24 protein-coding genes are annotated in these 25,855 nt (G+C 54.2%); 17 read left to right on the forward strand and 7 right to left on the reverse strand.

The features are described 5' to 3' along the window. Window positions 1-37: 37 nt before the first annotated feature. The 6 genes from rng to csrD all read right to left on the reverse strand — a co-directional run bounded on the left by rng (window position 38) and on the right by csrD (window position 6,933). On the reverse strand, window positions 38-1,507 hold the full coding sequence (gene rng, locus NWV12_RS19775) for a ribonuclease G (RefSeq protein WP_010436156.1): 1,470 nt from the start codon (window positions 1,505-1,507) through the stop codon (window positions 38-40). Then, window positions 1,497-2,090, reverse strand: coding sequence for a nucleoside triphosphate pyrophosphatase (locus NWV12_RS19780; protein ID WP_023309398.1), 594 nt, complete (start codon window positions 2,088-2,090; stop codon window positions 1,497-1,499). Before NWV12_RS19780 ends, rng begins: the two co-directional genes overlap by 11 nt. Before the next feature lie 9 nt (window positions 2,091-2,099). After that, the gene (mreD, locus tag NWV12_RS19785; RefSeq protein WP_023309399.1) at window positions 2,100-2,588 is read right to left on the reverse strand and encodes a rod shape-determining protein MreD; all 489 of its coding nucleotides are present in this window, start codon (window positions 2,586-2,588) and stop codon (window positions 2,100-2,102) included. Further along, window positions 2,588-3,604, reverse strand: a complete 1,017-nt coding sequence (gene mreC / locus NWV12_RS19790) for a rod shape-determining protein MreC (protein ID WP_033146767.1) — start codon at window positions 3,602-3,604, stop codon at window positions 2,588-2,590. The genes mreD and mreC overlap by 1 nt, the downstream gene beginning before the upstream one ends. Before the next feature lie 62 nt (window positions 3,605-3,666). Then, a complete protein-coding gene (gene mreB, locus NWV12_RS19795; RefSeq protein ID WP_000913396.1) occupies window positions 3,667-4,710 on the reverse strand; it encodes a rod shape-determining protein MreB in 1,044 nt (347 codons plus the stop codon). A gap of 282 nt (window positions 4,711-4,992) precedes the next feature. Next, entirely contained in the window at window positions 4,993-6,933 is a 1,941-nt protein-coding gene (gene csrD, locus NWV12_RS19800; protein WP_048981162.1) for an RNase E specificity factor CsrD, read from the reverse strand. Window positions 6,934-7,115: 182 nt separating this feature from the next. Between csrD and NWV12_RS19805 the strand changes: the two genes are divergently transcribed. The 14 genes from NWV12_RS19805 (at window position 7,116) to NWV12_RS19870 (ending at window position 20,032) form a co-directional block, all read left to right on the forward strand. Beyond that, entirely contained in the window at window positions 7,116-8,090 is a 975-nt protein-coding gene (locus NWV12_RS19805) for an MDR family oxidoreductase (RefSeq protein WP_048981160.1), read from the forward strand. Between the two features lie 77 nt (window positions 8,091-8,167). Beyond that, window positions 8,168-9,169 carry a protein-methionine-sulfoxide reductase catalytic subunit MsrP gene (msrP, locus tag NWV12_RS19810; RefSeq protein ID WP_032659657.1) on the forward strand — a complete coding sequence of 334 codons (1,002 nt, stop codon included), beginning with the start codon at window positions 8,168-8,170 and terminating at the stop codon, window positions 9,167-9,169. Beyond that, window positions 9,170-9,769: a protein-methionine-sulfoxide reductase heme-binding subunit MsrQ gene (gene msrQ, locus NWV12_RS19815; protein ID WP_032659655.1), complete on the forward strand. Its 600-nt coding sequence runs from the start codon at window positions 9,170-9,172 to the stop codon at window positions 9,767-9,769. Window positions 9,770-10,003: 234 nt separating this feature from the next. After that, window positions 10,004-10,456 carry a type II 3-dehydroquinate dehydratase gene (aroQ, locus tag NWV12_RS19820; protein WP_023309405.1) on the forward strand — a complete coding sequence of 151 codons (453 nt, stop codon included), beginning with the start codon at window positions 10,004-10,006 and terminating at the stop codon, window positions 10,454-10,456. Between the two features lie 21 nt (window positions 10,457-10,477). After that, window positions 10,478-10,939 carry an acetyl-CoA carboxylase biotin carboxyl carrier protein gene (gene accB, locus NWV12_RS19825; protein ID WP_010436174.1) on the forward strand — a complete coding sequence of 154 codons (462 nt, stop codon included), beginning with the start codon at window positions 10,478-10,480 and terminating at the stop codon, window positions 10,937-10,939. Between the two features lie 10 nt (window positions 10,940-10,949). Then, window positions 10,950-12,299 (forward strand): acetyl-CoA carboxylase biotin carboxylase subunit, encoded by a 1,350-nt coding sequence (gene accC / locus NWV12_RS19830; protein ID WP_023333644.1) that lies wholly within the window; start codon window positions 10,950-10,952, stop codon window positions 12,297-12,299. A gap of 108 nt (window positions 12,300-12,407) precedes the next feature. Next, on the forward strand, window positions 12,408-12,650 hold the full coding sequence (locus NWV12_RS19835; RefSeq protein WP_006178860.1) for a YhdT family protein: 243 nt from the start codon (window positions 12,408-12,410) through the stop codon (window positions 12,648-12,650). Continuing rightward, complete coding sequence (gene panF, locus NWV12_RS19840; protein WP_048981157.1) at window positions 12,640-14,091, forward strand: sodium/pantothenate symporter; 1,452 nt, start codon at window positions 12,640-12,642, stop codon at window positions 14,089-14,091. Before NWV12_RS19835 ends, panF begins: the two co-directional genes overlap by 11 nt. Before the next feature lie 11 nt (window positions 14,092-14,102). After that, window positions 14,103-14,984 carry a 50S ribosomal protein L11 methyltransferase gene (gene prmA, locus NWV12_RS19845; RefSeq protein ID WP_039260393.1) on the forward strand — a complete coding sequence of 294 codons (882 nt, stop codon included), beginning with the start codon at window positions 14,103-14,105 and terminating at the stop codon, window positions 14,982-14,984. Between the two features lie 128 nt (window positions 14,985-15,112). Continuing rightward, entirely contained in the window at window positions 15,113-15,853 is a 741-nt protein-coding gene (locus NWV12_RS19850; protein WP_048981155.1) for a carbonic anhydrase, read from the forward strand. Window positions 15,854-16,183: 330 nt separating this feature from the next. Further along, a complete protein-coding gene (gene dusB, locus NWV12_RS19855) occupies window positions 16,184-17,149 on the forward strand; it encodes a tRNA dihydrouridine synthase DusB (protein ID WP_023309409.1) in 966 nt (321 codons plus the stop codon). A gap of 23 nt (window positions 17,150-17,172) precedes the next feature. Beyond that, window positions 17,173-17,469 (forward strand): DNA-binding transcriptional regulator Fis, encoded by a 297-nt coding sequence (gene fis / locus NWV12_RS19860; protein WP_000462905.1) that lies wholly within the window; start codon window positions 17,173-17,175, stop codon window positions 17,467-17,469. A gap of 177 nt (window positions 17,470-17,646) precedes the next feature. Then, a complete protein-coding gene (locus NWV12_RS19865; protein WP_048981153.1) occupies window positions 17,647-17,811 on the forward strand; it encodes a DUF2556 family protein in 165 nt (54 codons plus the stop codon). 139 nt (window positions 17,812-17,950) lie between these two features. Next, window positions 17,951-20,032 carry a bifunctional diguanylate cyclase/phosphodiesterase gene (locus tag NWV12_RS19870; protein WP_048981151.1) on the forward strand — a complete coding sequence of 694 codons (2,082 nt, stop codon included), beginning with the start codon at window positions 17,951-17,953 and terminating at the stop codon, window positions 20,030-20,032. Here NWV12_RS19870 and envR read toward each other — a convergent pair. Then, on the reverse strand, window positions 19,948-20,664 hold the full coding sequence (gene envR / locus NWV12_RS19875) for an acrEF/envCD operon transcriptional regulator (RefSeq protein WP_048981149.1): 717 nt from the start codon (window positions 20,662-20,664) through the stop codon (window positions 19,948-19,950). The genes NWV12_RS19870 and envR overlap by 85 nt on opposite strands. Before the next feature lie 385 nt (window positions 20,665-21,049). On the opposite strand from envR, the gene NWV12_RS19880 reads away from it, so the two are divergent. From NWV12_RS19880 to NWV12_RS19890, 3 genes are all read left to right on the forward strand, one after another. Next, the gene (locus NWV12_RS19880; protein ID WP_048981147.1) at window positions 21,050-22,189 is read left to right on the forward strand and encodes an efflux RND transporter periplasmic adaptor subunit; all 1,140 of its coding nucleotides are present in this window, start codon (window positions 21,050-21,052) and stop codon (window positions 22,187-22,189) included. An 11-nt stretch (window positions 22,190-22,200) separates the two neighbouring features. Continuing rightward, window positions 22,201-25,314 carry an efflux RND transporter permease subunit gene (locus tag NWV12_RS19885; RefSeq protein WP_101744691.1) on the forward strand — a complete coding sequence of 1,038 codons (3,114 nt, stop codon included), beginning with the start codon at window positions 22,201-22,203 and terminating at the stop codon, window positions 25,312-25,314. Between the two features lie 303 nt (window positions 25,315-25,617). Continuing rightward, window positions 25,618-25,839 carry a lipoprotein gene (locus NWV12_RS19890; RefSeq protein WP_008502867.1) on the forward strand — a complete coding sequence of 74 codons (222 nt, stop codon included), beginning with the start codon at window positions 25,618-25,620 and terminating at the stop codon, window positions 25,837-25,839. Window positions 25,840-25,855: the final 16 nt, after the last annotated feature.

Raw genomic sequence — 25,855 nt, forward strand, 5'->3', positions numbered from 1 at the left:
TCTCCTTGTCAGCTTTCGTCACGCAGCGTACTGCGTCTTACATCATCACGACGTCAAACTGCTCCTGGTTATAGAGCGGTTCAATTTGTACTTTTACCTGTTTGCCGACAAAGATTTCCACTTCCGCCAGCGCGTGTGACTCTTCGCCTTTCAGCGCTTCAGCCACCGCAGGGGAAGCATAGACCAGAAAACGATCGGAGTCGTAGGCATGATGGACACGAACGATTTCACGCATAATTTCGTAGCAGACGGTCTCAACCGTCTTTACCGTTCCGCGCCCATGGCAGGTTGGGCATTCATTACACAGCACATGCTCAACGCTCTCGCGGGTACGCTTACGCGTCATTTCCACCAGCCCCAGCTGCGAGAAGCCGTTAATGCTGGTTTTCACGCGGTCTTTGCTCAGCGCCTGCTCAAGCGAGTGCAGCACGCGGCGACGATGGTCTTCATTACTCATATCGATGAAGTCGATGATGATAATGCCGCCCAGATTGCGCAGACGAAGCTGGCGCGCAATCGCCTGCGTGGCTTCGATGTTGGTGTTGAAGATGGTGTCATCCAGGTTGCGATGACCGACGAACGCGCCGGTGTTGATATCGACGGTGGTCATCGCTTCGGTCTGATCGATGATCAGATAGCCGCCTGACTTCAGCTCAACCTTACGCTCCAGCGCGCGCTGGATCTCGTTTTCGACATCATAGAGATCGAAAATCGGCTGACGCCCTGAATAATGTTCCAGCAGGCCAGGCATCTCCGGGATGTACTCAGCGGTAAATTCCAGCAGGGCTTCATAGGTCAGGCGTGAGTCCACGCGAATGCGGTCGAGCTGGGCATCGGCAAAGTCGCGCAGAACGCGCTGAGCAAGGGCCAGCTCACCGTAGAGCTGGTAGCGGGTCTGGTTGCGTTTTTTACGCTCCATCACCTTGGTCCAGACGCGCTTCAGGTAAGCCGCATCCGACGCCAGGTCTTCTTCGCTGATCCCTTCCGCAGCGGTACGGATGATAAACCCGCCCTGTTCATCGCAGTAGGCGCTGACCACTTTCTTCAGACGCTCGCGCTCGGTTTCGCTCTCAATACGCTGCGAAACGCCCACGTGCGACGCGCCGGGCATAAAGACCAGATAGCGGGAAGGTAAGGTGATGTCGGTGGTCAGACGGGCGCCTTTGGTACCGAGGGGGTCTTTCACCACCTGCACCATCAGATCCTGTCCCTGACGCACCAGTTCAGAAATATCGCGCACGGCAAACTGCTTTTGCTCTTCGCCCGCGACGCACTCGGTGTGCGGCATGATATCGGAGGCATGTAAAAACGCCGCCTTATCCAGTCCAATATCTACAAAAGCCGCCTGCATACCCGGTAGTACGCGACTGACACGACCTTTGTAGATATTGCCTACTATTCCGCGCCGCGCTTCACGCTCTATATGAATTTCCTGAAGAATGCCACCATCAATATAGGCCACACGGGTTTCCGATGGCGTTACGTTTACCAACAATTCAGCCGTCATAATTATCCCTTCCCTCACGCAGTGAGTTAAAATTGCTCAGCAACTCATACGTTTCCACCAGCGGTAAGCCGACTACGGCGTGATAGCTGCCATTAATCTTCCTGACAAAACAGCCACCCAGCCCCTGAATACCGTATGCACCTGCTTTATCCATTGGTTCACCGCTGGCAATATAAGCGGCGATGTCGTCGTCGGTAAGTACTCTGAACGTCACTTCGGTCACTACCAGGCAATCCAGCACGTGCTGGCGGTCAGCCAGGGCGACGGCCGTCATCACCTGATGCGTTTGTCCGGACATTTTGTGCAGCATGCGCGCCGCATGATCGGCGTCGCGCGGTTTCTCAAGCACTTCACCGTTCAGAATAACGATGGTATCTGCTCCCAGGACGGGAAGATCGCGTGGCACACTGGCCACGCCCGCCTGCGCTTTCTCGCGCGCCAGGCGAGACACGTACTGTTGAGCGCTTTCGCCCTCAGCACGTTTTTCTTCAATGCCGGTAACGATGCGTTCAAAAGAGACGCCTAGCTGCGTCAGGAGTTCCTGACGGCGCGGGGAGCCGGAAGCGAGATACAAAGACGTCATAGAAACCTTTTATTGCACAGCAAACTGCTGGCGAACCTTACGCATCAGCAGGAATAACCATGGCCAGAGCACACCGTTTACTACACTACTCCAGAACACTTCCGGTCGGAAAGAGACGTTGATCACTAAAAACTCTGCCCAGAAAACAACGATATCCGCAGCGAGCGACAATAGCATCACTACCAGGGCCTGTTGCCAGAGCGCAAGGTTACGAAAGAGCTGGAATTTGAGTGCGACGAGGTACGCAATAATGCTCATGGACAAGGCGCGCACGCCAAGCGTAGAGCCGCTAATGAGATCCAGTATGGCACCCATCACGAAACCTGTGCCGACATTTACGCGATGCGGCAGGGCAAGGATCCAGTAGAGTAAAATGAGTAATACCCAGTTTGGCCGGAAAACGAGAATATCATCCGGCCAGGGCATCACTTGCAGTAACAGTGCAATGAGAAACGAGAGCCAGATGACCCAGCGTCCCTGGCTACGATAGCTTGCCACTACTGCCCTCCCGAAGAGAGTTTAGGCGGTGGCGGCGCATCCGGCAGCGGCTGCGTTAACCCGGTTGCCGGCGCCGGTACTGGCGCAGGCGGCCCCATGGAATCCGCAGGTGGGAGAACCTGCGGCATCATCTGCATCAGGCGCTCGTTCGCCACGCGATGCACCTCTTCAGGCGTCATCGGATTAGAACCGTTACGATCGGCGCCCCACAGCAGCAGCAGATAGCGCAGACGCTGCAAACCGGCGGTTGGACGGGCCTGAATCACGGTATAGGCACGCTGGGTATCCAGCTTGACCGAAGAGACCACCGCAACCGGATAGCCTTCAGGGAAGCGTCCACCCAGGCCGGACGTCACCAGCACGTCGCCCACGCGAATATCCGTGTTAGCCGGCAGGTGTTCCAGCTGCAGGTCGTCGGTACAGCCGTTACCGGCCGCAATCACGCGGATGTCGTTGCGCAGAACCTGGATCGGCAGAGCATGCGTGGCATCGCAAATCAGCAGCACGCGGCTGGTCAGTTTGGCCACGGCAACAACCTGGCCCACAACGCCTTTATCACTGATAACAGGCTGACCTTCATACACCCCGTTCACGCTCCCTTTGTCGATCACAACCTGATCGCTGTAGGGGTCGTTCACGGTGGAGATCACCTGCGTGACCATTTTCTGCTCATCCTGACGCAGCGGCGAGCCGAGCAGTTCACGCAGACGCGCGTTCTCCTGCTTGTATTGCCCCAGCATCAGCAGTTCGCTGTTTTTCAGCAGCAGTTCCTGACGTAATGCCCGGTTTTCGAGTTCGAGTTGGTCGCGCGAAGACAGCGTTTGAGAAACGGAGTCGAGCAGTTCACGGGGACCATTTGAAACAAAGTAGAAAGGACTGACGGCGGTATCCATGTACGTTCTGATCTGGCTGAACGTACCGAGGCGGCTATCGGCAATAATGACCCCAAGCGCAACCAGAACCGCCAGAATAAGGCGAAACTGTAGCGATGGGCCACGGCTAAAAATTGGCTTCATAGGCTATGCGTATTCTCGCGTCAGAGAGAAAGGGTAGCAAATTGCTACCCTCTCAAACTCGACTACTCTTCGCTGAACAAATCGCCGCCGTGCATGTCGATCATTTCCAGCGCCTTGCCACCACCACGGGCGACGCAAGTCAGTGGATCTTCTGCAACTACGACAGGAATACCTGTCTCTTCCATTAACAGGCGGTCGAGGTTACGCAGCAGCGCACCACCACCGGTCAGAACCATACCGCGCTCGGAGATATCGGACGCCAGCTCTGGTGGGCACTGTTCCAGCGCAACCATTACCGCGCTCACGATGCCCGTCAGTGGTTCCTGCAGAGCTTCCAGAATTTCGTTGGAGTTCAGGGTGAAACCGCGTGGAACACCTTCAGCCAGGTTACGGCCACGTACTTCGATCTCACGCACTTCATCGCCCGGATACGCAGAGCCGATTTCGTGTTTGATACGCTCTGCGGTGGCTTCACCGATCAGAGAGCCGTAGTTACGGCGCACATAATTAATGATGGCTTCATCGAAGCGGTCACCACCGATACGTACGGAAGAGGAGTACACCACGCCGTTCAGAGAGATAACGGCCACTTCAGTGGTACCACCACCGATATCCACAACCATAGAACCGGTAGCTTCGGAAACAGGCAGGCCAGCACCGATGGCCGCAGCCATTGGCTCTTCAATCAGGAACACTTCACGTGCACCTGCACCCTGGGCAGATTCACGGATTGCGCGACGCTCTACCTGGGTTGCACCAACCGGCACACACACCAGAACACGCGGGCTTGGACGCATGAAGCTGTTGCTGTGAACCTGCTTGATGAAGTGCTGAAGCATTTTTTCAGTCACGAAGAAGTCGGCGATAACGCCGTCTTTCATTGGGCGAATGGCGGCGATGTTGCCAGGGGTACGACCCAGCATCTGCTTCGCGTCATGACCCACTGCAGCAACGCTTTTCGGCGAGCCTGCACGATCCTGACGAATGGCCACAACGGAAGGCTCATTCAATACGATGCCTTGTCCTTTTACATAAATAAGGGTATTCGCGGTACCCAGGTCAATGGACAGGTCATTGGAAAACATGCCACGAAATTTTTTCAACATACTAAGGGATAATCCTGAAAGCTGGGGCGGAAAACAAAATCCGCTTACTTTACCAACCACACGCAGCAGCGACAAGGCGCAAAAATCATCTGCAACGGTGAAAATTTGTGCAGTACGTTTCCTGATGTTACAAAATCATCCCCTGATTCCCTCAGGGCTGAGTAAACAGTAGCGTTCCCCACTGACGTTTGTAACCCGTTACAGGTCGTTCACTGGCTTTTTGCTCGACATACTCAAAGCTACAGGCGCGATATTCTACGTGAAAACAGCGTAAACGGCAGGTCAAACAGAGTATCTTTGCAAATATTTTTTCACGTTGGTGTCAAGCGGTTGAGAGGCAGCAAAAAAATCCCCCTGACCGCCCATCACGCCGCGCGCTGTTAACATCTGCCATTCGCTTCTGGAGCGCACGCCCGTGGCAAATACTTGTGTTCGCGTACCCTTGCACGCTTCTACCAGACTCTGTACCAGCAGCTGGTTTTCCGTACGCTTCTCAATATTCCTTACCAGCCCCGGATGTAGCTTTAATAACTCCACATCCAGTTCCTTGATCCAGTTGGTGCTGACCAGCGTTAAACCTGCCTGCGTCACAGCGATACGTGCACCGAGCGCATTGATCAAACGTACCACCGGACGTAACCGGCTGATGTGTTGACCTACATCGGCCTCAGCAAGTTCAAAAATAATGTGTTTACGTTGCGATTTTTCGCATTGCATTAGCGTATCACGTAGCCAGCGCTGAAAACGTGGGCGTATTAACGACTCCACGGTGACCTGTAACGCCAGGTTTTCTTCAGGCCAGAAGGATAAAAACGGAATCAGCCGGGTAATTTGCTGGCGGTCATACTCTTCGGACAGGCCAAATTGCAGCACCATCGGCAGATATTCCGCAGAGATGACCTCTTCGGTACCGTCAAAAATACGACACATCAGTTCACGGTGATGAACGTTGCCGTTTTTCATGACCGCGGGTTTTTGATAAATACGTGGACCGCCGCGGCTGAGCATTTGCTCAATCAGCGTTCGCCAGCGCACGTTGCCGCGCCCTTTTTCCGGCAGCGAGTCATCGTAAACCGCCCATCCGTTGGCCCCCTGTAACACGGCGTTGCGGGTAGCGGCTTCCGCATGTTCCATCACCTGCTCTGTGGATTGTCCGCCACGCCAGGCGCAGATCCCCATGTGGACCATATCGTCCCTGTCGAGCATTTTGCTCTGCGGCAGCGCATCTACCGCCTTCAGCAGCTGGCTGGCGATGCTTTCGGATTCCTTCAGCGTACGGTGAGGCAACAGCACGGCAAAGTCGCTGCGGTGATAGCGGGCCAGCAGCGCGCCCGGGTAGCGCATAATAAAGGTGGAGAGCAGGTTGATCAGCGTAAAGAGGTTTTCTTCCGCGGCTCGCTGTCCCCAGGTGTCGCGCAGGAGATCGAAATCGGGCAGGCGAATCATCATCACCACCCCGTGTGTCCCCACTTTTTCTGAATCGTCGAGCAGCGTGGCGAGCTGATTATCAAAGAAAAGACGGTTGTTAAGGCCAGTTTTATTATCCTGCGCCGCATAAGAGCGGATCAGCGTATCCATACGGCTGCGCTGGTCGCTGGCAAACTGGATTTCGGAGAGCAGGGTATCGAGCGCGCTGCTGGCGCGTGACGGCCACTCGTGGACAGAGCCACGCACCTGCGGGCCGCGTTCACCGTTCAGGATACGTACGGATCGCATCTCCAGCAGCTCCTGACCGGAAAGCTGGCGGCGCAGCCAGCGGACCGCGAGAAAGATCAGCAGGACGATAAACGCAACGGCGACGGTGAGCGGTGCGGTGGTCATCATGGAACGGAAATAGCTGGCCATCGGATCGAGGTAGACCATGTGTATGGTCATCCCCGGATTTTTAAGGGAATGCACCGTCACTTCCCGATACTGGCTTACCACGCCCGCGGGGCGATAGCTTCCCGGTCGTTCATGGCTTAAAACACGATGCTTTCCCTGCAGAATGTCGATCTGAACGATATCAACAGGTACCATCAACTCATCAAGCTCACGGGAGAGCGCCGGTAGGGGCGTCGTCAGCAGACGCGTATCAATCACCGAGGCAACAGACTGTACCCGGTTGACCAGCTTGTCCTGAATGGCGGTGTAAAAACTCAGGGAACAGCCCAGAAGCGTGACAAAAATGGTAAGCCCCGTCAGCAAGGTGATAAAAGCTGAGAACTTCGTCGTTAATCGCATCCTTGAGATTACTCCGTGGGTTGATGGGGTAGCGAGTAAGCGCTAACTTGCATTTCAAATGCGGCATACTACCAAATCGGGCGTATCTGGCAATTTATTGCGTTAAATCGGCACTGCGTTTCCCTGAGCGAGTATAGTCTTCAGAAATTATTTTCCAATCATCTGAGTCGTGAGGACCCCGTATGCAGGCTTTGATCTTAGAACAGCAGGACGGCAAAACGCTTGCCTCAGTGCAGGCGGTTGAAGAGAGTCGCCTGCCGGAAGGCGACGTAACCGTCGACATCGACTGGTCCAGTTTAAATTATAAAGATGCGCTGGCTATTACCGGTAAGGGTAAAATCATCCGAAATTTCCCTATGGTGCCGGGGATCGATTTCGCTGGGCGGGTTCATACCAGCGAGGATCCGCGCTTCCATCCGGGCCAGCATGTGCTGCTCACCGGCTGGGGCGTGGGTGAAAATCACTGGGGCGGGCTGGCAACGCAGGCGCGCGTGAAGGGCGACTGGCTGGTGCCTGTGCCGAAAGGCATGGATGGCCGCAAGGCGATGATCGTCGGCACGGCAGGCTTTACCGCCATGCTGTGCGTGATGGCGCTGGAAGATGCAGCTATCCGCCCTGAGTCAGGGGAAATTGTCGTCACCGGCGCCAGCGGAGGCGTGGGCAGCACGGCAGTCACGCTGCTCCACAAGCTGGGCTATCAGGTCGCTGCGGTTTCCGGCCGAGAAAGCACCCATGACTATCTGCGCCAGCTCGGTGCCAGCCGCATTCTCAGCCGCGACGAATTTGCCGAAACCCGTCCGCTGGAAAAACAGGTTTGGGCTGGGGCGGTGGATACCGTCGGTGATAAGGTGCTGGCAAAAGTCCTGGCGCAGATGAACTACGGCGGCTGCGTGGCAGCCTGCGGTCTGGCGGGCGGATTTGCCCTGCCAACCACCGTGATGCCATTTATTCTGCGTAACGTACGCCTGCAGGGCGTGGATTCCGTGATGACCCCGCCGGCCCGTCGTCATCAAGCCTGGGAACGGCTGGTGCGCGATCTGCCGGAATCTTTCTATACCCAGAGCGCAACGGAGATAACCCTCAGCCAGGCGCCGGAATACGCCAGTAAGATCATGGACAACCAATTCCACGGCCGCGCGCTGGTGAAAATCGCCTAATCTTCAAATTTTCGTGACATATTCGCGCGAATCCCTCTCCTCCGTCATGCTTAGAAAAACGCATGACGGAGGATGCCATGAAAAACCGAAAACTGACGGAAGCTGACGTAACGTCTGAGTCTGTCTTTATGTTACAGCGCCGCCAGATCCTGAAAATGCTTGGCATCAGCGCCACAGCCCTGACGCTCTCTCCCGCGGCACACGCCGACCTGCTCGACTGGTTTAAAGGCAACGATCGGCCAAAGGCCCCATCCGGCGCCCCGCTCACCTTTACCAAACCGGCCGAATGGCAAAACAAGCTGACGCTCACGCCGGAAGATAAAGTTACCGGCTACAACAACTTCTACGAATTTGGTCTCGATAAGGCCGATCCTGCCGCCAACGCGGGGAGCCTCAAAACCGATCCGTGGACGCTGAAAATTGATGGCGAAGTGGCGAAACCCCTGACGCTGGACCATCACGATCTCACCACCCGTTTCCCGCTCGAAGAGCGTATCTATCGCATGCGCTGCGTGGAAGCCTGGTCGATGGTTGTGCCCTGGGTCGGCTTCCCGCTGCATAAACTGCTGGCGATGGTTGAACCCACCAGCAATGCAAAATATGTCGCTTTCCAGACGCGCTATGCGCCGGACGAGATGCCCGGGCAGAAAGATCGGTTCATCGGCGGCGGGCTTGAATATCCATATGTGGAAGGGCTACGTCTCGACGAAGCTATGCACCCCCTCACCCTGCTGACCGTTGGCGTTTATGGCAAAGCGCTTCCGCCGCAGAACGGTGCCCCCATCCGTTTAACCGTACCGTGGAAATATGGCTTCAAAGGGATTAAGTCTATCGTCAGCATTAAGCTTACCCGCGAACGTCCGCCAACCACCTGGAATCTGGCGGCCCCGGACGAATACGGTTTCTTCGCCAACGTGAACCCGCACGTGGATCATCCGCGCTGGTCGCAGGCAACCGAGCGGTTTATCGGTTCCGGCGGTGCGCTGGACGTGAAGCGCCAGCCGACGCTGCTGTTTAACGGCTATGCGGATGAAGTGGCCTCGCTTTACCGTGGCCTCAACTTACGGGAGAACTTCTGAGTGCGTTTAACGGCAAAACAGATTACCTGGCTGAAAGTGCTGCTGCACCTGGCCGGGCTGCTTCCTTTTATATGGCTGTTCTGGGCCGCAAGCCAGGGGCTCTTTAGCGCAGACCCGGCGAAGGATATCCAGCATTTTACCGGTCGGATGGCTCTGAAATTTTTGCTGGCCACCTTGCTCGTCTCGCCGCTGGCGCGCTACGCTAAACAGCCCTTATTGATACGCACCCGTCGCCTGTTAGGGCTATGGTGTTTTGCCTGGGCGACGCTGCACCTCACCAGCTACGCCCTGCTGGAACTGGGAATTAACAATCTGGCGCTGCTTGGCCGCGAACTGGTGACACGTCCTTATCTGACGCTGGGTATCGTGAGCTGGGTGGTTTTACTGGCGTTAGCGCTGACATCCACGCAATATGCGCAGCGAAAACTGGGCAGGCGCTGGCAGCTTCTGCATAACTTCGTCTATCTTGTCGCGATCCTCGCTCCCATTCATTACCTGTGGTCGGTGAAGATCCTCTCGCCGCAGCCAATCCTTTATGCACTGGCGGCCGTGGCGCTTTTGGCATGGCGTTACAAGAAGTTCCGCCAGTGGTTGCGATAGTTCGCGAAACTGTGCGTTTTCCCGCAGATTACCCGTCAACCGCAAATCTTTTTCGGATAGCGGTTGATAATCTTCCCTGATAAGACCAGTATTTAGCTGCTAAATGCTACGAAATCGTTATAATGTGCGACCTTGGTTCGCCTGACAGCGGTTTTAAGCCTCTGAAAAGGTGACATTTGCGTTTCGAAGGTATATTTTGTTTTTTACCCGAAAATCGCAGGAGATAGCGGCATAATGACTGATAAATTCCATATCTTAGTTTTGAACGGACCGAACCTGAACATGCTCGGCACCCGTGAGCCAGAGAAGTACGGCACGCTAACATTGAGTGAAATTGTTAACCGTCTGGGAACGGAAGCAGCGTCACTGAATGTGGATTTGGATCATTTTCAGTCGAATGCGGAGTACGCACTCATCGACCGTATTCATCAGGCTAAAGACAATGTGGACTATATCCTGATCAATCCGGCCGCGTTTACGCACACCAGTGTTGCTATCCGCGACGCACTGCTCGCGGTGAGTATCCCGTTTATCGAGATCCACCTGAGTAATGTGCACGCCCGAGAGCCGTTCCGTCACCATTCGTATCTGTCAGATATCGCTGCTGGCGTTATCTGTGGACTGGGCGCAGACGGCTATTCATACGCTTTACAGACAGCGGTAAAACGCTTGTCACAATCACACTAAACAAGAGTACGGAACCCACTCATGGATATTCGTAAGATTAAAAAACTGATCGAGCTGGTTGAAGAATCAGGCATCTCCGAACTGGAAATTTCTGAAGGCGAAGAGTCTGTACGCATCAGCCGTGCAGCCCCAGCCGCTAGCTTCCCGGTAATGCAGCAAGCTTATGCTGCGCCAGTGCAGCAGCCTGCGCTCTCCGCAGCCGTTGCGCCAGCAGCTGAAGCCGCACCTGCCGCTGCAGCAGAAATCAGTGGTCACATCGTACGTTCCCCAATGGTTGGTACTTTCTACCGCACCCCGAGCCCGGACGCGAAGGCGTTCATCGAAGTGGGTCAGAAAGTCAACGTAGGCGATACCCTGTGCATCGTTGAAGCGATGAAAATGATGAACCAGATCGAAGCAGACAAATCAGGTACTGTTAAAGCGATTCTGGTCGAAAGTGGTCAGCCGGTTGAATTTGACGAGCCGCTGGTCGTCATCGAGTAACGAGGCGTACATGCTGGATAAAATTGTTATCGCCAACCGCGGCGAGATCGCACTGCGTATTCTTCGTGCCTGTAAAGAACTGGGCATCAAGACCGTCGCTGTGCACTCAAGCGCGGATCGCGATTTAAAACACGTATTGCTGGCGGATGAGACGGTCTGTATTGGCCCGGCTCCGTCCGTAAAAAGCTATCTGAACATCCCGGCTATCATCAGCGCCGCTGAAATCACCGGCGCGGTGGCAATTCATCCGGGTTACGGCTTCCTCTCTGAGAACGCCAACTTTGCTGAGCAGGTTGAACGCTCTGGCTTCATCTTCATCGGCCCGAAAGCCGACACCATCCGCCTGATGGGCGACAAAGTGTCTGCAATCACCGCGATGAAAAAAGCCGGTGTTCCAACCGTACCAGGCTCTGACGGCCCTCTGACCGACGACATGGATGCTAACCGTGCTCATGCTAAACGCATTGGCTACCCGGTTATCATCAAGGCGTCCGGCGGCGGCGGCGGTCGCGGTATGCGCGTTGTGCGTAGCGATGCTGAACTGGCGCAGTCCATCTCCATGACCAAAGCAGAAGCGAAAGCCGCTTTCAGCAATGACATGGTGTACATGGAAAAATACCTGGAAAACCCACGCCACATCGAAATTCAGGTGCTGGCTGACGGTCAGGGTAACGCGATCTATCTGGCAGAACGTGACTGCTCCATGCAGCGTCGTCACCAGAAAGTGGTCGAAGAAGCACCAGCACCGGGCATTACCCCGGAACTGCGTCGCTACATCGGCGAGCGTTGCTCCAAAGCGTGTGTCGATATCGGCTATCGCGGTGCAGGTACCTTTGAGTTCCTGTTCGAAAACGGCGAGTTCTATTTCATCGAAATGAACACCCGTATTCAGGTTGAACACCCGGTTACCGAAATGATCACCGGCGTTGACCTGATCAAAGAACAGCTGCGTATCGCTGCAGGCCAGCCGCTGTCCATCAAGCAGGAAGAAGTTGTGGTGAAAGGCCATGCGGTAGAGTGCCGTATCAACGCCGAAGACCCGAACACCTTCCTGCCAAGCCCGGGTAAAATCACGCGTTTCCACGCGCCGGGTGGCTTTGGTGTGCGCTGGGAGTCTCATATCTACGCCGGTTACACCGTACCGCCGTACTATGACTCAATGATCGGCAAGCTTATCTGCTACGGCGAAAACCGTGACGTGGCGATTGCCCGCATGAAAAACGCCCTGCAGGAGCTGATCATCGACGGTATCAAAACCAACGTTGATCTGCAGATGCGTATCATGAGCGACGAGCACTTCCAGAATGGTGGAACCAACATCCACTATCTGGAGAAAAAACTCGGTCTGAACGAGAAGTAAGAGACCTGTGTTGCTAAAAGGCCGGATTATCCGGCCTTTTTTATTTCTGGGGATCCCCAGGCCCCATCATGTACAATCCCCGCTTTCTTCATCCACAAGGGACAAAAAATGGACAAACGTTTTGTTCAGGCCCATAAAGAAGCGCGCTGGGCGCTGTGGCTGACCCTTCTCTATCTCGCTGCATGGTTAGTAACTGCTTACTTACCTGACTCCGCTATTGGCATCACCGGCCTGCCGCACTGGTTCGAAATGGCGTGTCTGCTGGTACCGCTGGTCTTCATCCTGCTGTGCTGGGCAATGGTGAAATTCATTTATCGCGATATTCCGCTGGAGGACGATGATGCAGCTTGAAGTCATTCTGCCGCTTATCGCTTACTTGTTAGTGGTGTTTGGTTTATCCGTTTACGCCATGCGTAAAAGAACGACGGGCACCTTCCTGAACGAGTATTTTCTGGGTAGCCGCTCGATGGGCGGCGTCGTGCTGGCCATGACGCTGACCGCGACCTACATCAGCGCCAGTTCGTTTATCGGCGGGCCCGGTGCGGCCTATAAATACGGGTTAGGCTGGGTGCTGCTGGCGATGATCCAGCTTCCTGCCGTCTGGCTCTCGCTGGGCATACTGGGTAAAAAATTTGCCATTCTGGCGCGCCGTTATAATGCCGTGACGCTCAACGATATGCTGTTTGCCCGCTATCAGAGCCGTTTACTGGTGTGGCTGGCCAGCTTAAGCCTGCTGGTGGCCTTTATTGGCGCAATGACGGTACAGTTTATCGGCGGGGCACGCCTGCTGGAAACGGCAGCGGGTATTCCCTACGAGACAGGCTTGATCATCTTCGGAGTCAGCATTGCGCTGTATACCGCGTTTGGCGGATTCCGCGCCAGCGTGCTGAACGATACGATGCAGGGCATGGTTATGCTTATCGGCACTCTTGTCCTGCTGGTCGGCATCGTCCACGCCGCGGGCGGCCTGAGCCATGCGGTTGAAACGCTCGAGACGATCGATCCAAAACTGGTTTCGCCGCAGGGCGCGGATGACATCCTTTCGCCAACCTTTATGACCTCGTTCTGGGTGTTGGTGTGCTTTGGGGTGATTGGCCTGCCGCATACCGCCGTACGCTGTATCTCTTACAAAGACAGCAAAGCCGTGCACAGAGGTATCATTATCGGCACTATCGTGGTTGCGATCCTGATGTTTGGTATGCACCTGGCGGGCGCGTTAGGTCGGGCAGTTATTCCTGACCTTACCGTACCCGATCTGGTTATCCCAACCCTGATGGTTAAAGTGCTGCCGCCATTTGCCGCCGGGATCTTCCTCGCCGCACCGATGGCCGCCATTATGTCGACCATCAACGCTCAGCTGCTGCAAAGTTCCGCTACGATCATTAAAGATCTCTATTTGAACCTGCGTCCTGAGCAGGCAGAGAATGAACGGCGCCTGAAGCGCATGTCGGCCGTTATTACTTTGGTGTTAGGGGCATTGCTGCTGTTAGCCGCGTGGCGCCCGCCGGAGATGATCATCTGGCTGAACCTGCTGGCATTTGGTGGGCTTGAAGCGGTATTCCTGTGGCCGCTGGTGTTAGGGCTCTACTGGGAGCGCGCGAATGCCGCCGGTGCGCTGAGCGCGATGATTGTCGGCGGCGTGCTTTACGCCGTCCTCGCAACGTTTAAGATTCAGTACCTGGGCTTCCATCCAATTGTGCCTTCGTTACTGCTAAGTTTACTGGCGTTTGTGGTGGGGAACCGTTTCGGTCAGCCCGTCCCACAACCCGCTATGATTTCTACTGATAAATAAAGAGTTTTGCCATGCCGTGGATCCAACTAAAACTGAACACAACCGGCGCGAACGCCGAAGAGCTGAGCGATGCGCTGATGGAGGCCGGTTCGGTCTCTATCACCTTCCAGGACACGCATGACACGCCGGTCTTTGAGCCGCTGCCGGGCGAAACCCGCCTGTGGGGTGATACCGACGTTATTGGCCTGTTTGATGCCGAAACCGATATGAAAGAGGTTGTCGCGATTCTGGAGAATCATCCTCTGCTGGGCGCAGGTTTCGTGCATAAAATCGAACAGCTGGAAGATAAAGACTGGGAACGCGAGTGGATGGATAACTTCCACCCGATGCAGTTCGGCAAACGTCTGTGGATCTGTCCGAGCTGGCGCGATGTCCCTGATGAAAGCGCAGTGAACGTGATGCTCGACCCGGGCCTGGCGTTTGGTACCGGTACTCACCCAACCACATCTCTGTGCCTGCAGTGGCTGGATGGTCTGGATCTGGACGGTAAGACAGTGATCGACTTCGGCTGCGGATCCGGGATCCTCGCGATTGCAGCCCTGAAGCTGGGCGCGGCAAAAGCCATCGGGATCGATATCGATCCGCAGGCGATTCAGGCCAGCCGCGATAATGCCGAGCGTAACGGCGTCTCCGATCGTCTGGAGCTGTATCTGCCGGATGCTCAGCCAGAAGCCATGAAAGCCGATGTGGTGGTCGCAAACATTCTGGCGGGCCCACTGCGCGAACTGGCTCCGTTAATCAGCGTGCTGCCCGTTGAGGGCGGTCTGCTGGGGCTTTCCGGTATCCTGGCAAGCCAGGCCGACAGCGTGTGTGAAGCTTACGCCGATCTCTTTGCTCTCGACCCGGTGGTGGAAAAAGAAGAGTGGTGCCGCATCACCGGCCGTAAAAAATAAGAATCTGGCGTGGTCATCTGACCACGCCTCTCACCCTCTGATAATCCTCTCTCCCCCGTTCATTCTTCGGTAAAATAACCCTACAAATCATGTTGATTTGTATTACAAAAATTCACCGGAAGAATATGATGACACACGTTACAGGCAAGGCAGCGCTGCTGGCGCTGAGCATGATTTCGGCTTCAGCATTTGCATCACACTGGAGCTATGAAGGGGAAGGTTCACCGCAACACTGGGGCGAGATGGACGAGGCATATAAGACCTGTCAAAGCGGTATGAACCAGTCTCCTGTTAATATTGATTCGACCACTAACGCCCATCTCTCCCCGCTACAAACCCACTACGTTGATGGCCCTGTTACACTGACGAACAATGGCCATACCATTCAGGCAGGTGAACAGGCGAACACCCGCGATACCCTTACTCTCGATAAGCAAACCTGGACGTTACAGCAGTTCCATTTCCACGCGCCGAGCGAAAACACCGTACATGGCAAGAGATACGCGATGGAAATGCATCTGGTTCATAAAAATGCCAGTGGGGAACTGACGGTGGTGGCGGTCATGTTTGATAAAGGGGCCGCAAACCCGGAGCTTGAAAAACTGTGGCGCGTTATGCCTCAGCAGGCCGAGCAGAACGTCTCCATCAAACAGGATCTCAACCTGAACAAACTGCTGCCAAAAAATAAAACGTACTGGCGCTTTAGCGGTTCACTGACCACTCCACCGTGTTCAGAAGGCGTTACCTGGATTGTACTTAAACAGCCCCTGACGGTTTCTGCAGAACAACTTGCCAGATTCACCCGGACAATGCATTACGATAATAACCGTCCGGTACAGTCGCTGCATGGGCGCGTCGTGGTCGAATAACACGCATTTTTCGCATGACGATCATGTTCTAAAATGCGACGCAGATCGCAAAGAAGAAGGGAAATCTGCTGTTAAAAACAGCAGATTATCCCGCTTCAGCGACGCATTTATTCAGAAATGATGAGAAGTTACGGGAAATTGTAAGCGCCCATAAAATAACCATTATCATATAACTTAATGATTTAAATAATGAATAATTTTTAACGTGAAGATTGGGCGGCGATTCCTTGATCTACAACAGTGGATTGTTCAAAGTTTGGCCTTTCATCTCGTGCAAAAAATGCGTAATATACGCCGCCTTGCAGTCACAGTATGGTCATTTCTTAACTCATGCGCATCGGACACCACCAGCTTAGAAATCGCCTGATCGCAGCCCCAATGGCAGGTATTACAGACCGGCCGTTCAGGACGCTGTGCTATGAGATGGGAGCCGGTTTAACCGTATCCGAGATGATGTCGTCTAACCCGCAGGTTTGGGAAAGCGATAAATCCCGCCTTCGGATGGTGCACGTTGATGAACCAGGTATCCGCACCGTGCAAATTGCCGGAAGCGTGCCTGAAGAGATGGCAGATGCCGCGCGGATTAACGTGGAAAGTGGTGCCCAGATTATTGATATCAATATGGGGTGCCCGGCCAAAAAGGTGAATCGCAAGCTTGCAGGTTCAGCCCTTCTGCAATACCCCGACCAGGTGAAAGCTATCCTGACGGCGGTTGTCAGCGCGGTGGACGTTCCTGTTACGTTGAAGATTCGCACGGGTTGGTCGCCGGAACACCGTAACTGTGTAGAGATTGCCCAACTGGCCGAAGACTGTGGCATTCAGGCCCTGACCATCCATGGACGCACTCGCGCCTGTTTGTTCAACGGTGAAGCTGAATACGACAGCATTCGGGCAGTTAAGCAGAAAGTTTCCATTCCGATTATCGCGAATGGCGACATAACTGACCCGCTTAAAGCCAGGGCTGTACTCGACTATACGGGAGCTGATGCTCTGATGATAGGACGTGCAGCTCAGGGAAGACCCTGGATCTTCCGGGAAATCCAGCATTATCTGGACACTGGGGAGCTGCTTGCCCCGCTGCCTCTGGCAGAGGTTAAGCGCTTGCTTTGTTCGCATGTTCGGGAACTGCATGACCACTACGGTCAGGCAAAAGGGTACCGAATTGCGCGTAAACACGTCTCCTGGTATCTCCAGGAGCACGCTCCAGATGACCAGTTTCGGCGCACATTCAACGCCATAGAGGATGCCAGCGTACAGCTGGAGGCGTTGGAGGCATACTTCGAAAATCTTGCGTAATGAAATAAAGAGCTGACAGAACTATGTTCGAACAACGCGTAAATTCTGACGTACTGACCGTTTCTACCGTTAACTCTCAGGACCAGGTAACTCAAAAGCCCCTGCGTGACTCGGTTAAACAGGCACTGAAGAACTATTTTGCTCAACTGAATGGTCAGGATGTTAATGATCTGTATGAGCTGGTACTGGCTGAAGTTGAACAGCCACTGTTGGACATGGTGATGCAATACACCCGCGGTAACCAAACCCGCGCTGCGCTGATGATGGGTATCAACCGTGGTACTCTGCGTAAGAAACTGAAAAAATACGGCATGAACTGATACTAATCAGTTAAATGCTTGTTTAAAAAGGCGCTCTTCGGCATGGGGAAGCGCCTTTTTTATTACCTGCGCTTCTCCGTCAACGCATTGTAAACCTTCGCCTCTCCTGCTTTTCAACCCCAGTTTTTCGTGTATATTTCCCCCACCTTACTGGCGATTTTCTCGCGGAATGACACAATGATTCGTAAATACTGGTGGCTGGTTGTCTTTGCAATCTCCGTTCTCATTTTCGATACACTCCTTATGCAGTTGATTGAACTGATGAGCACCGAAACCGATAAGTGTCGCAATATGAACTCCGTCAATCCGCTGAAACTCGTGAACTGCTCAGAGCTCGACTAACCGCCCGATTGCGCAAATCACCCCGTTATTACCCACTAAAAACGGGGATTTAAATCCCTTTGAGCCATTACCTGACGGTGATAATGTCTCGCCCTTCTCAACCGCTCTAGCGTAACCCCACACTCGAGTAGAACCGTCCATGCTGGTCAGCCAATACAACCCTATCCTTGTCGTCCTCTCCTTTGTTGTTGCCATTCTTGCTGCGTATACCGCGCTGAACATGGCTGCACGCGTCGCCGGGAGTGAGGGCGTCGCAGCCCGCGTCTGGCTGGCTGGCGGCGGTATTGCTATGGGGATTGGCGTCTGGGCCATGCATTTTATCGGCATGCTGGCAATGGACCTCTCCATGAGCATGAGCTACAACGCCACCCTGACGGTGCTATCCATGGTCATCGCCGTGGGTTCGTCGCTGTTTGCGCTATGGCTTGTGAGCTGCGAGCAACTACGCCTGCGCCGACTGCTGCCCGGCGCGCTGGTAATGGGAAGCGGTATTGTGGCCATGCATTACACCGGCATGGCGGCGCTGGAGGTGATGCCCGGGATAATCTGGGACAAGGTCTGGGTGGCCATTTCGGTCGTGATTGCGCTTGCCGCTTCACTCGCGGCATTATGGCTGACCTTCCGCCTGCGTCGCGAAGCCGCGCAGGTCGTGCTGATGCGCATGGGTGCCGCCATCACGATGGGAATTGCCATTGCCGGCATGCACTATGCCGGGATGAAAGCGGCGCAGTTTCCGATGTCCACAATGGTTCACCATGAGGGGATTAACGGGAGCTGGCTGGCGGTGCTGGTCAGCGTCGTCGCGCTCTCTATTCTTGGGATCACCCTGCTGGTGTCGATGCTGGATGCCCGCCTTCAGGCACGTACCGCCCTTCTGGCCTCGTCGCTGGCAGAAGCTAACCGGGAACTCGCTCAGCTGGCGCTACACGATACCCTGACGCGTCTGCCCAACCGTATCCTGCTGGAAGACAGACTCGATCAGGCCATCAGCAAAGCCGATCGTGAAGGGAATCACTTTGCCCTGATGTTCATGGATCTTGACGGCTTTAAAGCTATCAATGACGCCTACGGCCATGATGTCGGTGACAGGCTGCTGGTCGCCGTTACGCAGCGCCTGCTGCTTCTCCTGAAGGGCCAGTTCACCCTTGCACGCATCGGCGGTGATGAATTTGTTCTGCTGGCAGAGGGAGAAGGTCCGGACGACGCGGCATCGCTGGCGAATTCGCTGGTGCGCGCGATCGATAGCCCCTTCAATCTCAGCCCCTATGAACTGGTGGTGACCCTCAGCATTGGTATCGCGCTGTACCCTCACGACGGCAAAACCGAGCGTGAGCTGATGTTTAACGCCGACGCGGCGATGTATCACACGAAGCATATGGGCCGTAACGGTTACCACTTCTTCCAGCCCTCCATGAACACCCTGGCGCAGACCCATCTCCAGTTAATGAACGATTTGTGGATGGCGATCGATCGCAATGAGCTGCGCCTGCTGTATCAGCCAAAATTTCACGCCCCGGCGGGCCCGGTCCTCGGATTCGAGGCGCTGTTGCGCTGGCAGCATCCTAAGCAAGGGTTACTGACGCCGGACCTTTTTCTGCCGCTGGCGGAAAAAACGGGGCTGATCGTCCCGATTGGCAACTGGGTGATTAATGAAGCCTGTCGCCAGCTGCGGGAATGGCATCTTCAGGGACATCAAACCTGGTCAATGGCGGTAAACCTGTCGACACTGCAGTTTGAACAACCTTCGCTGGTTAAAACGGTTCTCGACTGCCTGGCACTTCATCAGGTGCCACCGGAAATGTTGATCCTCGAAGTGACGGAAACCACGGCGATGAGCAACCCGGATGAGAGCGTACGGGTGCTGACAGAGCTGACGAATGCGGGGGTGAAGGCCTCCATTGATGATTTTGGCACCGGATATTCGAGCCTGCTGTACCTCAAGCGCTTACCGGCCTGTGAATTGAAAATCGACAGGGCGTTTGTGCAAGAGCTCAGCGGCGAGAGCGAGGATGCCACTATTGTCTCAGCGATTGTGGCTCTCGCTAAAACACTTAACCTGAAAGTTGTGGCTGAAGGTGTGGAAACCGAAGCGCAGCAAGCCTTTTTAACCGAGCTGGGCTGTAACACCCTTCAGGGTTATCTGTTAGGTAAACCCGTCAGCGCGCAGACCATAGAAGCACTTTGTGCCCGAGGGGAAATGTTACCCGGCGCTGAGCAGTAAGCATCATCCGGCGACACGCGAATAACCGGGAGTGTCGCCAGTATGCTATCGACCAGAGCGGGAGCCTGCTGATAAAGATTAAAACTGTCGTTATTCATTAACCAGTTTTTAATTATTCCGCTAAAAAAACCGTGAAATACAATCAAGGTGAGATCAACATTCACCTGTGGCGAAATGATGTTTCGCGAAATACAGGTCTCCAGCGCGGCGCGTAGCGTGTCTTCGTTGAATCCGATACGCTTTCTAATTTCACGTTCAGAAATCATATCGCTGCTAAATTCACACTTATGATACAGAATTTGTAAAAGCGCACATTGCCGGGGTTCATGGGCAATATACTGAAGCGCAGTAATAAATTGCTCACGAAGTTTTAACAATGGATCGTCACTATCGGAAAAGGAAAGCCTGTCGTGAATAATCTCGCGAAGCGGTAATTGCTGTTCCCAGATGGCATTAAATATTTCAGATTTACTGGTGAAGTGCCAGTAGATCGCGCCGCGCGTCACCTTAGCAGCATCAGCGATATCCGTCAGCGTCGTGCTGGCTACGCCCCGCGTCGCAAACTGTTCAATAGCCGCCTCAATCAGCTGCTGCCGGGTTTGTTGAGCCTCTTCTTTCTTTTTACGCGCCATAGGCAACTACTCGTTACTCACAAGGTTTAAAAATAATATTGCGTTCATGCAAATGTAAGTATTCACTAAAAGCCGTTTTAATTTTGCACAAAAAAAGTCACCCCTCTTAATTTATAATCAATATAAATATATTGTTCCAATTAAATTGGCGGAGTGAATAATTAAAAACATTAAACTCATTTACCTGATTAACATGCCTGAAGTATATCCCTGAATGGACCCAGTCTGATTCTGATTTTTTCTACAAGCATGGTCATTCGCACTTATAAATTAAAAAACATTAAATACCCTCATTATTATACGCAGCTACATTTTATTTTTATCCCTCTGCCCCTGCTACCGATTCGCGGCATATATCGGTGAATGGGTATTTAAAGGAACAGTAATGACGAATCATTTCAGACGTTTGCCCTTATCCGGTTTCATTGTCTGCGCGGTACTGCTCACTGGATGCGATGGTCAGGAAAATCAACAGCAACACCAGCAGGCGCCTCAGGTCAGCGTGCATATTGTGAAAAGCGCGCCTCTGGCGGTCACCACTGAACTCCCGGGCAGAACAGATGCATTTCGCGTTGCGGAGGTTCGTCCTCAGGTTAGCGGCATTATCCTGCGCCGTAACTTCGCGGAGGGTAGCGATGTAAAAGCGGGCGAGTCACTTTACCAGATTGATCCTGCGCCCTATCAGGCAGCCTATGACAGCGCGAAAGGCGAACTGGCGAAGGCTCAGGCGGCGGCCAATATTGCGCACCTGACGGTGAAACGTTATCTCCCGCTGGTAGGCACCCAGTATGTCAGTAAGCAGGAGTATGACCAGGCCGTGGCGACGGCTCAGCAGGCAGATGCCAGCGTGGTTGCCGCAAAAGCGGGTGTTGAGAGCGCACGTATCAACCTTGCCTACACCAAAGTGACCTCTCCGGTTGATGGTCGTATCGGGAAATCCAGCGTGACCGAAGGGGCGCTGGTGACGAACGGGCAAGCCGCAGCGCTGGCAACGGTCCAGCTGCTCGATCCGATTTATGTTGATGTCACCCAGTCCAGTAATGATTTTATGCACCTGAAACAGACGAGCCTGCAAAAAGGTGATATCGCCAGCAACGTTGAGCTGCTGATGGAGAACGGGCAGCCCTACCCGCTAAAAGGCACATTGCAGTTCTCTGACGTCACGGTCGATGAAAGTACCGGCTCGATCACCCTGCGCGCCATTTTCCGGAACCCTCAGCATCTGTTGTTACCCGGCATGTTCGTTCGCGCCCGCATTGATGAAGGCACCCAGCCGGAGGCGATTCTGGTACCACAGCAAGGCGTGACCCGTACACCGCGAGGCGATGCAACCGTGCTGGTGGTGAACGATAAAAACCAGGTTGAGCCGCGAACCGTCGTGGCCCCTCAGGCAATTGGCGATCGCTGGCTGGTGACGGAAGGGCTGAAAAACGGTGACCGCGTGATAGTCAGCGGGCTACAGAAAGTCAGACCCGGGGTAACCGTCGTCGCCACGCCTGATATCACCACGACGCCAGCCGGTTAAGGGACGACGACATGGCTAATTTCTTTATTCAGAGACCGGTTTTCGCCTGGGTACTTGCCATCATTTTGATGATTGCAGGCGGGCTGGCCATTCTCAAACTTCCCGTCGCACAGTATCCGACCATTGCTCCTCCCGCCGTGGCGATATCCGCGACTTACCCGGGAGCGGACGCTCAAACGGTGCAGGATACCGTGACCCAGGTTATCGAACAGAACATGAACGGTATCGATAAGCTGATGTATATGTCCTCCACCAGCGATTCGGCGGGTAACGTCACCATCACCCTGACCTTCGAGTCAGGAACCGATCCGGACATCGCCCAGGTACAGGTGCAGAACAAGCTGCAGCTCGCCATGCCGCTGCTGCCGCAAGAGGTTCAGCAGCAAGGGATTGGCGTGGAGAAATCCAGCAGCAGCTTCCTGCTGGTCGCTGGCTTTGTTTCAGACAACAAAAATCTCACGCAGAATGACATCTCTGACTATGTCGCTTCGAACGTCAAAGATGCCATCAGCCGAACGTCTGGCGTCGGTGACGTTCAGCTGTTTGGCGCTCAGTATGCGATGCGCATCTGGCTCGACAGCAACGCGATGAACAAATACCAGCTGACGCCGCAGGATATTATCAACCAGCTGAAAACGCAGAACGACCAGATAGCGGCAGGCCAGCTGGGCGGAACGCCGTCCATTCCCGGGCAACAGCTGAATGCCTCAATCATCGCGCAAACCCGCCTGAAATCACCGGAAGAGTTTGGCCGCGTGACGCTCAAGGTGAATCAGGACGGCTCGATGGTTCATCTGAAGGACGTGGCTCGTATTGAGCTGGGTGGCGAAAACTACAACATGGTCACTAAAATCAACGGGCAGGCGGCAACCGGCCTGGGGATTAAGCTGGCAACCGGGGCAAATGCGCTGGACACCGCGGCAGCCATTAAGAGCAAGCTGGCGCAACTGCAGCAGTTCTTCCCGCAGGGGCTGAAAGTTGTCTATCCCTATGACACCACCCCTTTTGTGAAAATCTCCATTCACGAAGTGGTGAAGACCCTGTTTGAAGCAATCATTCTCGTCTTCCTGGTCATGTACCTGTTCCTGCAAAACCTGCGGGCGACGCTCATCCCGACTATCGCGGTGCCGGTCGTTCTGCTGGGTACCTTTGCGGTTCTGGCGGCATTCGGTTTCTCCATCAACACCCTGACGATGTTCGGTATGGTGCTGGCGATAGGTCTGCTGGTCGATGATGCTATCGTGGTCGTTGAGAACGTTGAACGCGTCATGGTCGAAGACAAACTGCCGCCGAAAGAGGCCACGCAGAAGTCGATGGAGCAGATCCAGGGTGCACTGGTGGGGATCGCCATGGTGCTCTCGGCGGTCTTTATTCCGATGGCCTTTTTTGGCGGCTCGACGGGGGCGATCTATCGTCAGTTCTCGCTGACTATCGTTTCCGCTATGGCGTTGTCCGTACTGGTTGCGCTAATCCTTACGCCCGCACTCTGCGCAACGTTGCTTAAGCCCGTATCCGGCGACCATCATGAGAAGAAAGGTGGCTTCTTCGGCTGGTTTAATGCGCTCTTTGATAAAAGCGTGGAGCACTACAGCAACAGCGTGAGCGGTATTTTGCGTAAGACAGGGCGCTATCTGGCGGTGTACGTCATTATCGTCGGTGGGATGGCGGTGCTCTTCCTGCGCTTGCCTACCTCCTTCCTGCCCGAAGAGGATCAGGGGGTGTTTATGACGATGGTTCAACTCCCGGCGGGTGCAACCCAGACGCGTACTCAGCAGGTCCTCGATCAGGTTCAGGATTACTATCTGAACAACGAAAAGGCGAACGTGGAATCCGTCTTTACCGTAAACGGCTTTAGCTTTAGCGGCCAGGGTCAGAACGCCGGTATCGCCTTCGTCAGCCTGAAGCCCTGGGAGGAGCGCCCGGGGGCGGAAAACGGCGTTGAAGCCATTGTGGGTCGCGCGACAAAAGCCTTCAGTCAAATTACAGATGGCCTCGTGTTCCCGTTTAACCTGCCTGCAATTATCGAACTGGGTACCGCCACGGGCTTCGATTTTGAATTGATCGATCAGGCCAACCTGGGGCATACCCAGCTGACGCAGGCGCGTAACCAACTGCTCAGCATGGTGCATGAGCACCCTGACCTGCTGGTTCGCGTGCGCCCTAACGGTCTTGAAGATACGCCTCAGTTCAAGCTGGATGTCGATCAGGAGAAAGCGCAGGCGCTGGGCGTCAGCCTTTCTGACGTCAACCAGACGATTTCGACGGCCTTAGGTGGCACCTATGTGAATGACTTTATCGATCATGGCCGAGTGAAAAAGGTCTACGTACAGGCCGACGCAAAATTCCGTATGTTGCCGGGAGATATTAACAACCTTTACGTGCGCAGCGCGAATGGGGAAATGGTCCCGTTCTCCGCCTTCAGCAACACTCGCTGGGTGTATGGTTCACCTCGTCTGGAACGCTATAACGGGATGCCCTCTATGGAGATCCTGGGTGAATCAGCCCCGGGTAAAAGCACCGGTGAGGCCATGGCTATGATGGAAAGTCTCGCGGCAAAACTGCCTTCCGGCATCGGCTATGACTGGACGGGGATGTCTTATCAGGAGCGGCTCTCGGGTAACCAGGCGCCTGCCCTGTACGCCATTTCACTGATCGTGGTGTTCCTGTGCCTTGCTGCGCTGTATGAAAGCTGGTCCATTCCGTTCTCCGTTATGCTGGTTGTGCCGCTTGGGGTCATTGGGGCTCTTCTCGCAGCGTCGCTGCGCGGGTTAAACAATGACGTCTATTTCCAGGTCGGCCTGCTGACGACGATTGGTTTATCGGCGAAAAACGCCATCCTGATCGTCGAATTTGCTAAAGACCTGATGGATAAAGAAGGCAAAGGCATTATTGAAGCCACGCTGGAAGCTTCCAGGATGCGCCTTCGACCGATCCTGATGACATCCCTGGCCTTTATTCTAGGCGTCATGCCGCTGGTGATCAGCACCGGGGCCGGGAGCGGCGCGCAAAACGCCGTCGGTACGGGCGTTATGGGGGGAATGCTTTCCGCAACGCTTCTGGCGATTTTCTTCGTGCCCGTTTTCTTTGTGGTTGTTCGGCGACGGTTTACTCACCATAAAGGTTAATGTTTCCCTGAAAAGGCACCTCTGGTGCCTTTTTATTTTTAACTTAAACAACGAATTAGGTTTTACATAAAGGAAGCATTAAGAATATGATGATTTGCATTAAGTAAAAACAGTCTCTTGCAACTCCATAATTTCTCCATTAATTCCTCCTGAAACCGACTTTTCTCCACGATTTTTACAAACTACATAATTTGAGATTATTCCTCGTGTAACGAGGACTTACCCCGGTGATAAAATAACCTCCAGTTCGTTAATAGCCCTCCTGGCTTTATAGCGGATGAGAAATAATACTGAGGTAACATCATGAAAAGATTCATTTCCGTTGCACTTCTCGCTGCGCTGCTTGCTGGTTGCGCGCACGATTCTCCATGTGTACCGGTTTACGACGACCAGGGCCGACTGGTTCATACCAATACCTGTATGAAAGGCACCACCCAGGATAACTGGGAGACTGCGGGTGCTATCGCCGGCGGTGCTGCCGCAGTAGCGGGTCTGACGCTGGGTATTGTTGCCCTGACGAAGTAACATCTGTTAAGAAAGC

The sequence above is a fragment of the Enterobacter sp. Crenshaw genome (assembly GCF_024734705.1).
Taxonomy (GTDB): Bacteria; Pseudomonadota; Gammaproteobacteria; order Enterobacterales; family Enterobacteriaceae; genus Enterobacter; species Enterobacter asburiae_B.

Excerpts from the sequence above, each read along its gene's own strand:
- rng (WP_010436156.1), bottom strand. The coding sequence starts at position 1,507 with ATGACGGCTGAATTGTTGGTAAACGTAACGCCATCGGAAACCCGTGTG.
- NWV12_RS19780 (WP_023309398.1), bottom strand. The coding sequence starts at position 2,090 with ATGACGTCTTTGTATCTCGCTTCCGGCTCCCCGCGCCGTCAGGAACTC.
- mreC (WP_033146767.1), bottom strand. The coding sequence starts at position 3,604 with ATGAAGCCAATTTTTAGCCGTGGCCCATCGCTACAGTTTCGCCTTATT.
- mreB (WP_000913396.1), bottom strand. The coding sequence starts at position 4,710 with ATGTTGAAAAAATTTCGTGGCATGTTTTCCAATGACCTGTCCATTGAC.
- csrD (WP_048981162.1), bottom strand. The coding sequence starts at position 6,933 with ATGCGATTAACGACGAAGTTCTCAGCTTTTATCACCTTGCTGACGGGG.
- NWV12_RS19805 (WP_048981160.1), top strand. The coding sequence starts at position 7,116 with ATGCAGGCTTTGATCTTAGAACAGCAGGACGGCAAAACGCTTGCCTCA.
- msrP (WP_032659657.1), top strand. The coding sequence starts at position 8,168 with ATGAAAAACCGAAAACTGACGGAAGCTGACGTAACGTCTGAGTCTGTC.
- aroQ (WP_023309405.1), top strand. The coding sequence starts at position 10,004 with ATGACTGATAAATTCCATATCTTAGTTTTGAACGGACCGAACCTGAAC.
- accB (WP_010436174.1), top strand. The coding sequence starts at position 10,478 with ATGGATATTCGTAAGATTAAAAAACTGATCGAGCTGGTTGAAGAATCA.
- accC (WP_023333644.1), top strand. The coding sequence starts at position 10,950 with ATGCTGGATAAAATTGTTATCGCCAACCGCGGCGAGATCGCACTGCGT.
- NWV12_RS19835 (WP_006178860.1), top strand. The coding sequence starts at position 12,408 with ATGGACAAACGTTTTGTTCAGGCCCATAAAGAAGCGCGCTGGGCGCTG.
- panF (WP_048981157.1), top strand. The coding sequence starts at position 12,640 with ATGCAGCTTGAAGTCATTCTGCCGCTTATCGCTTACTTGTTAGTGGTG.
- prmA (WP_039260393.1), top strand. The coding sequence starts at position 14,103 with ATGCCGTGGATCCAACTAAAACTGAACACAACCGGCGCGAACGCCGAA.
- NWV12_RS19850 (WP_048981155.1), top strand. The coding sequence starts at position 15,113 with ATGACACACGTTACAGGCAAGGCAGCGCTGCTGGCGCTGAGCATGATT.
- dusB (WP_023309409.1), top strand. The coding sequence starts at position 16,184 with ATGCGCATCGGACACCACCAGCTTAGAAATCGCCTGATCGCAGCCCCA.
- fis (WP_000462905.1), top strand. The coding sequence starts at position 17,173 with ATGTTCGAACAACGCGTAAATTCTGACGTACTGACCGTTTCTACCGTT.
- NWV12_RS19865 (WP_048981153.1), top strand. The coding sequence starts at position 17,647 with ATGATTCGTAAATACTGGTGGCTGGTTGTCTTTGCAATCTCCGTTCTC.
- NWV12_RS19870 (WP_048981151.1), top strand. The coding sequence starts at position 17,951 with ATGCTGGTCAGCCAATACAACCCTATCCTTGTCGTCCTCTCCTTTGTT.
- envR (WP_048981149.1), bottom strand. The coding sequence starts at position 20,664 with ATGGCGCGTAAAAAGAAAGAAGAGGCTCAACAAACCCGGCAGCAGCTG.
- NWV12_RS19880 (WP_048981147.1), top strand. The coding sequence starts at position 21,050 with ATGACGAATCATTTCAGACGTTTGCCCTTATCCGGTTTCATTGTCTGC.
- NWV12_RS19885 (WP_101744691.1), top strand. The coding sequence starts at position 22,201 with ATGGCTAATTTCTTTATTCAGAGACCGGTTTTCGCCTGGGTACTTGCC.
- NWV12_RS19890 (WP_008502867.1), top strand. The coding sequence starts at position 25,618 with ATGAAAAGATTCATTTCCGTTGCACTTCTCGCTGCGCTGCTTGCTGGT.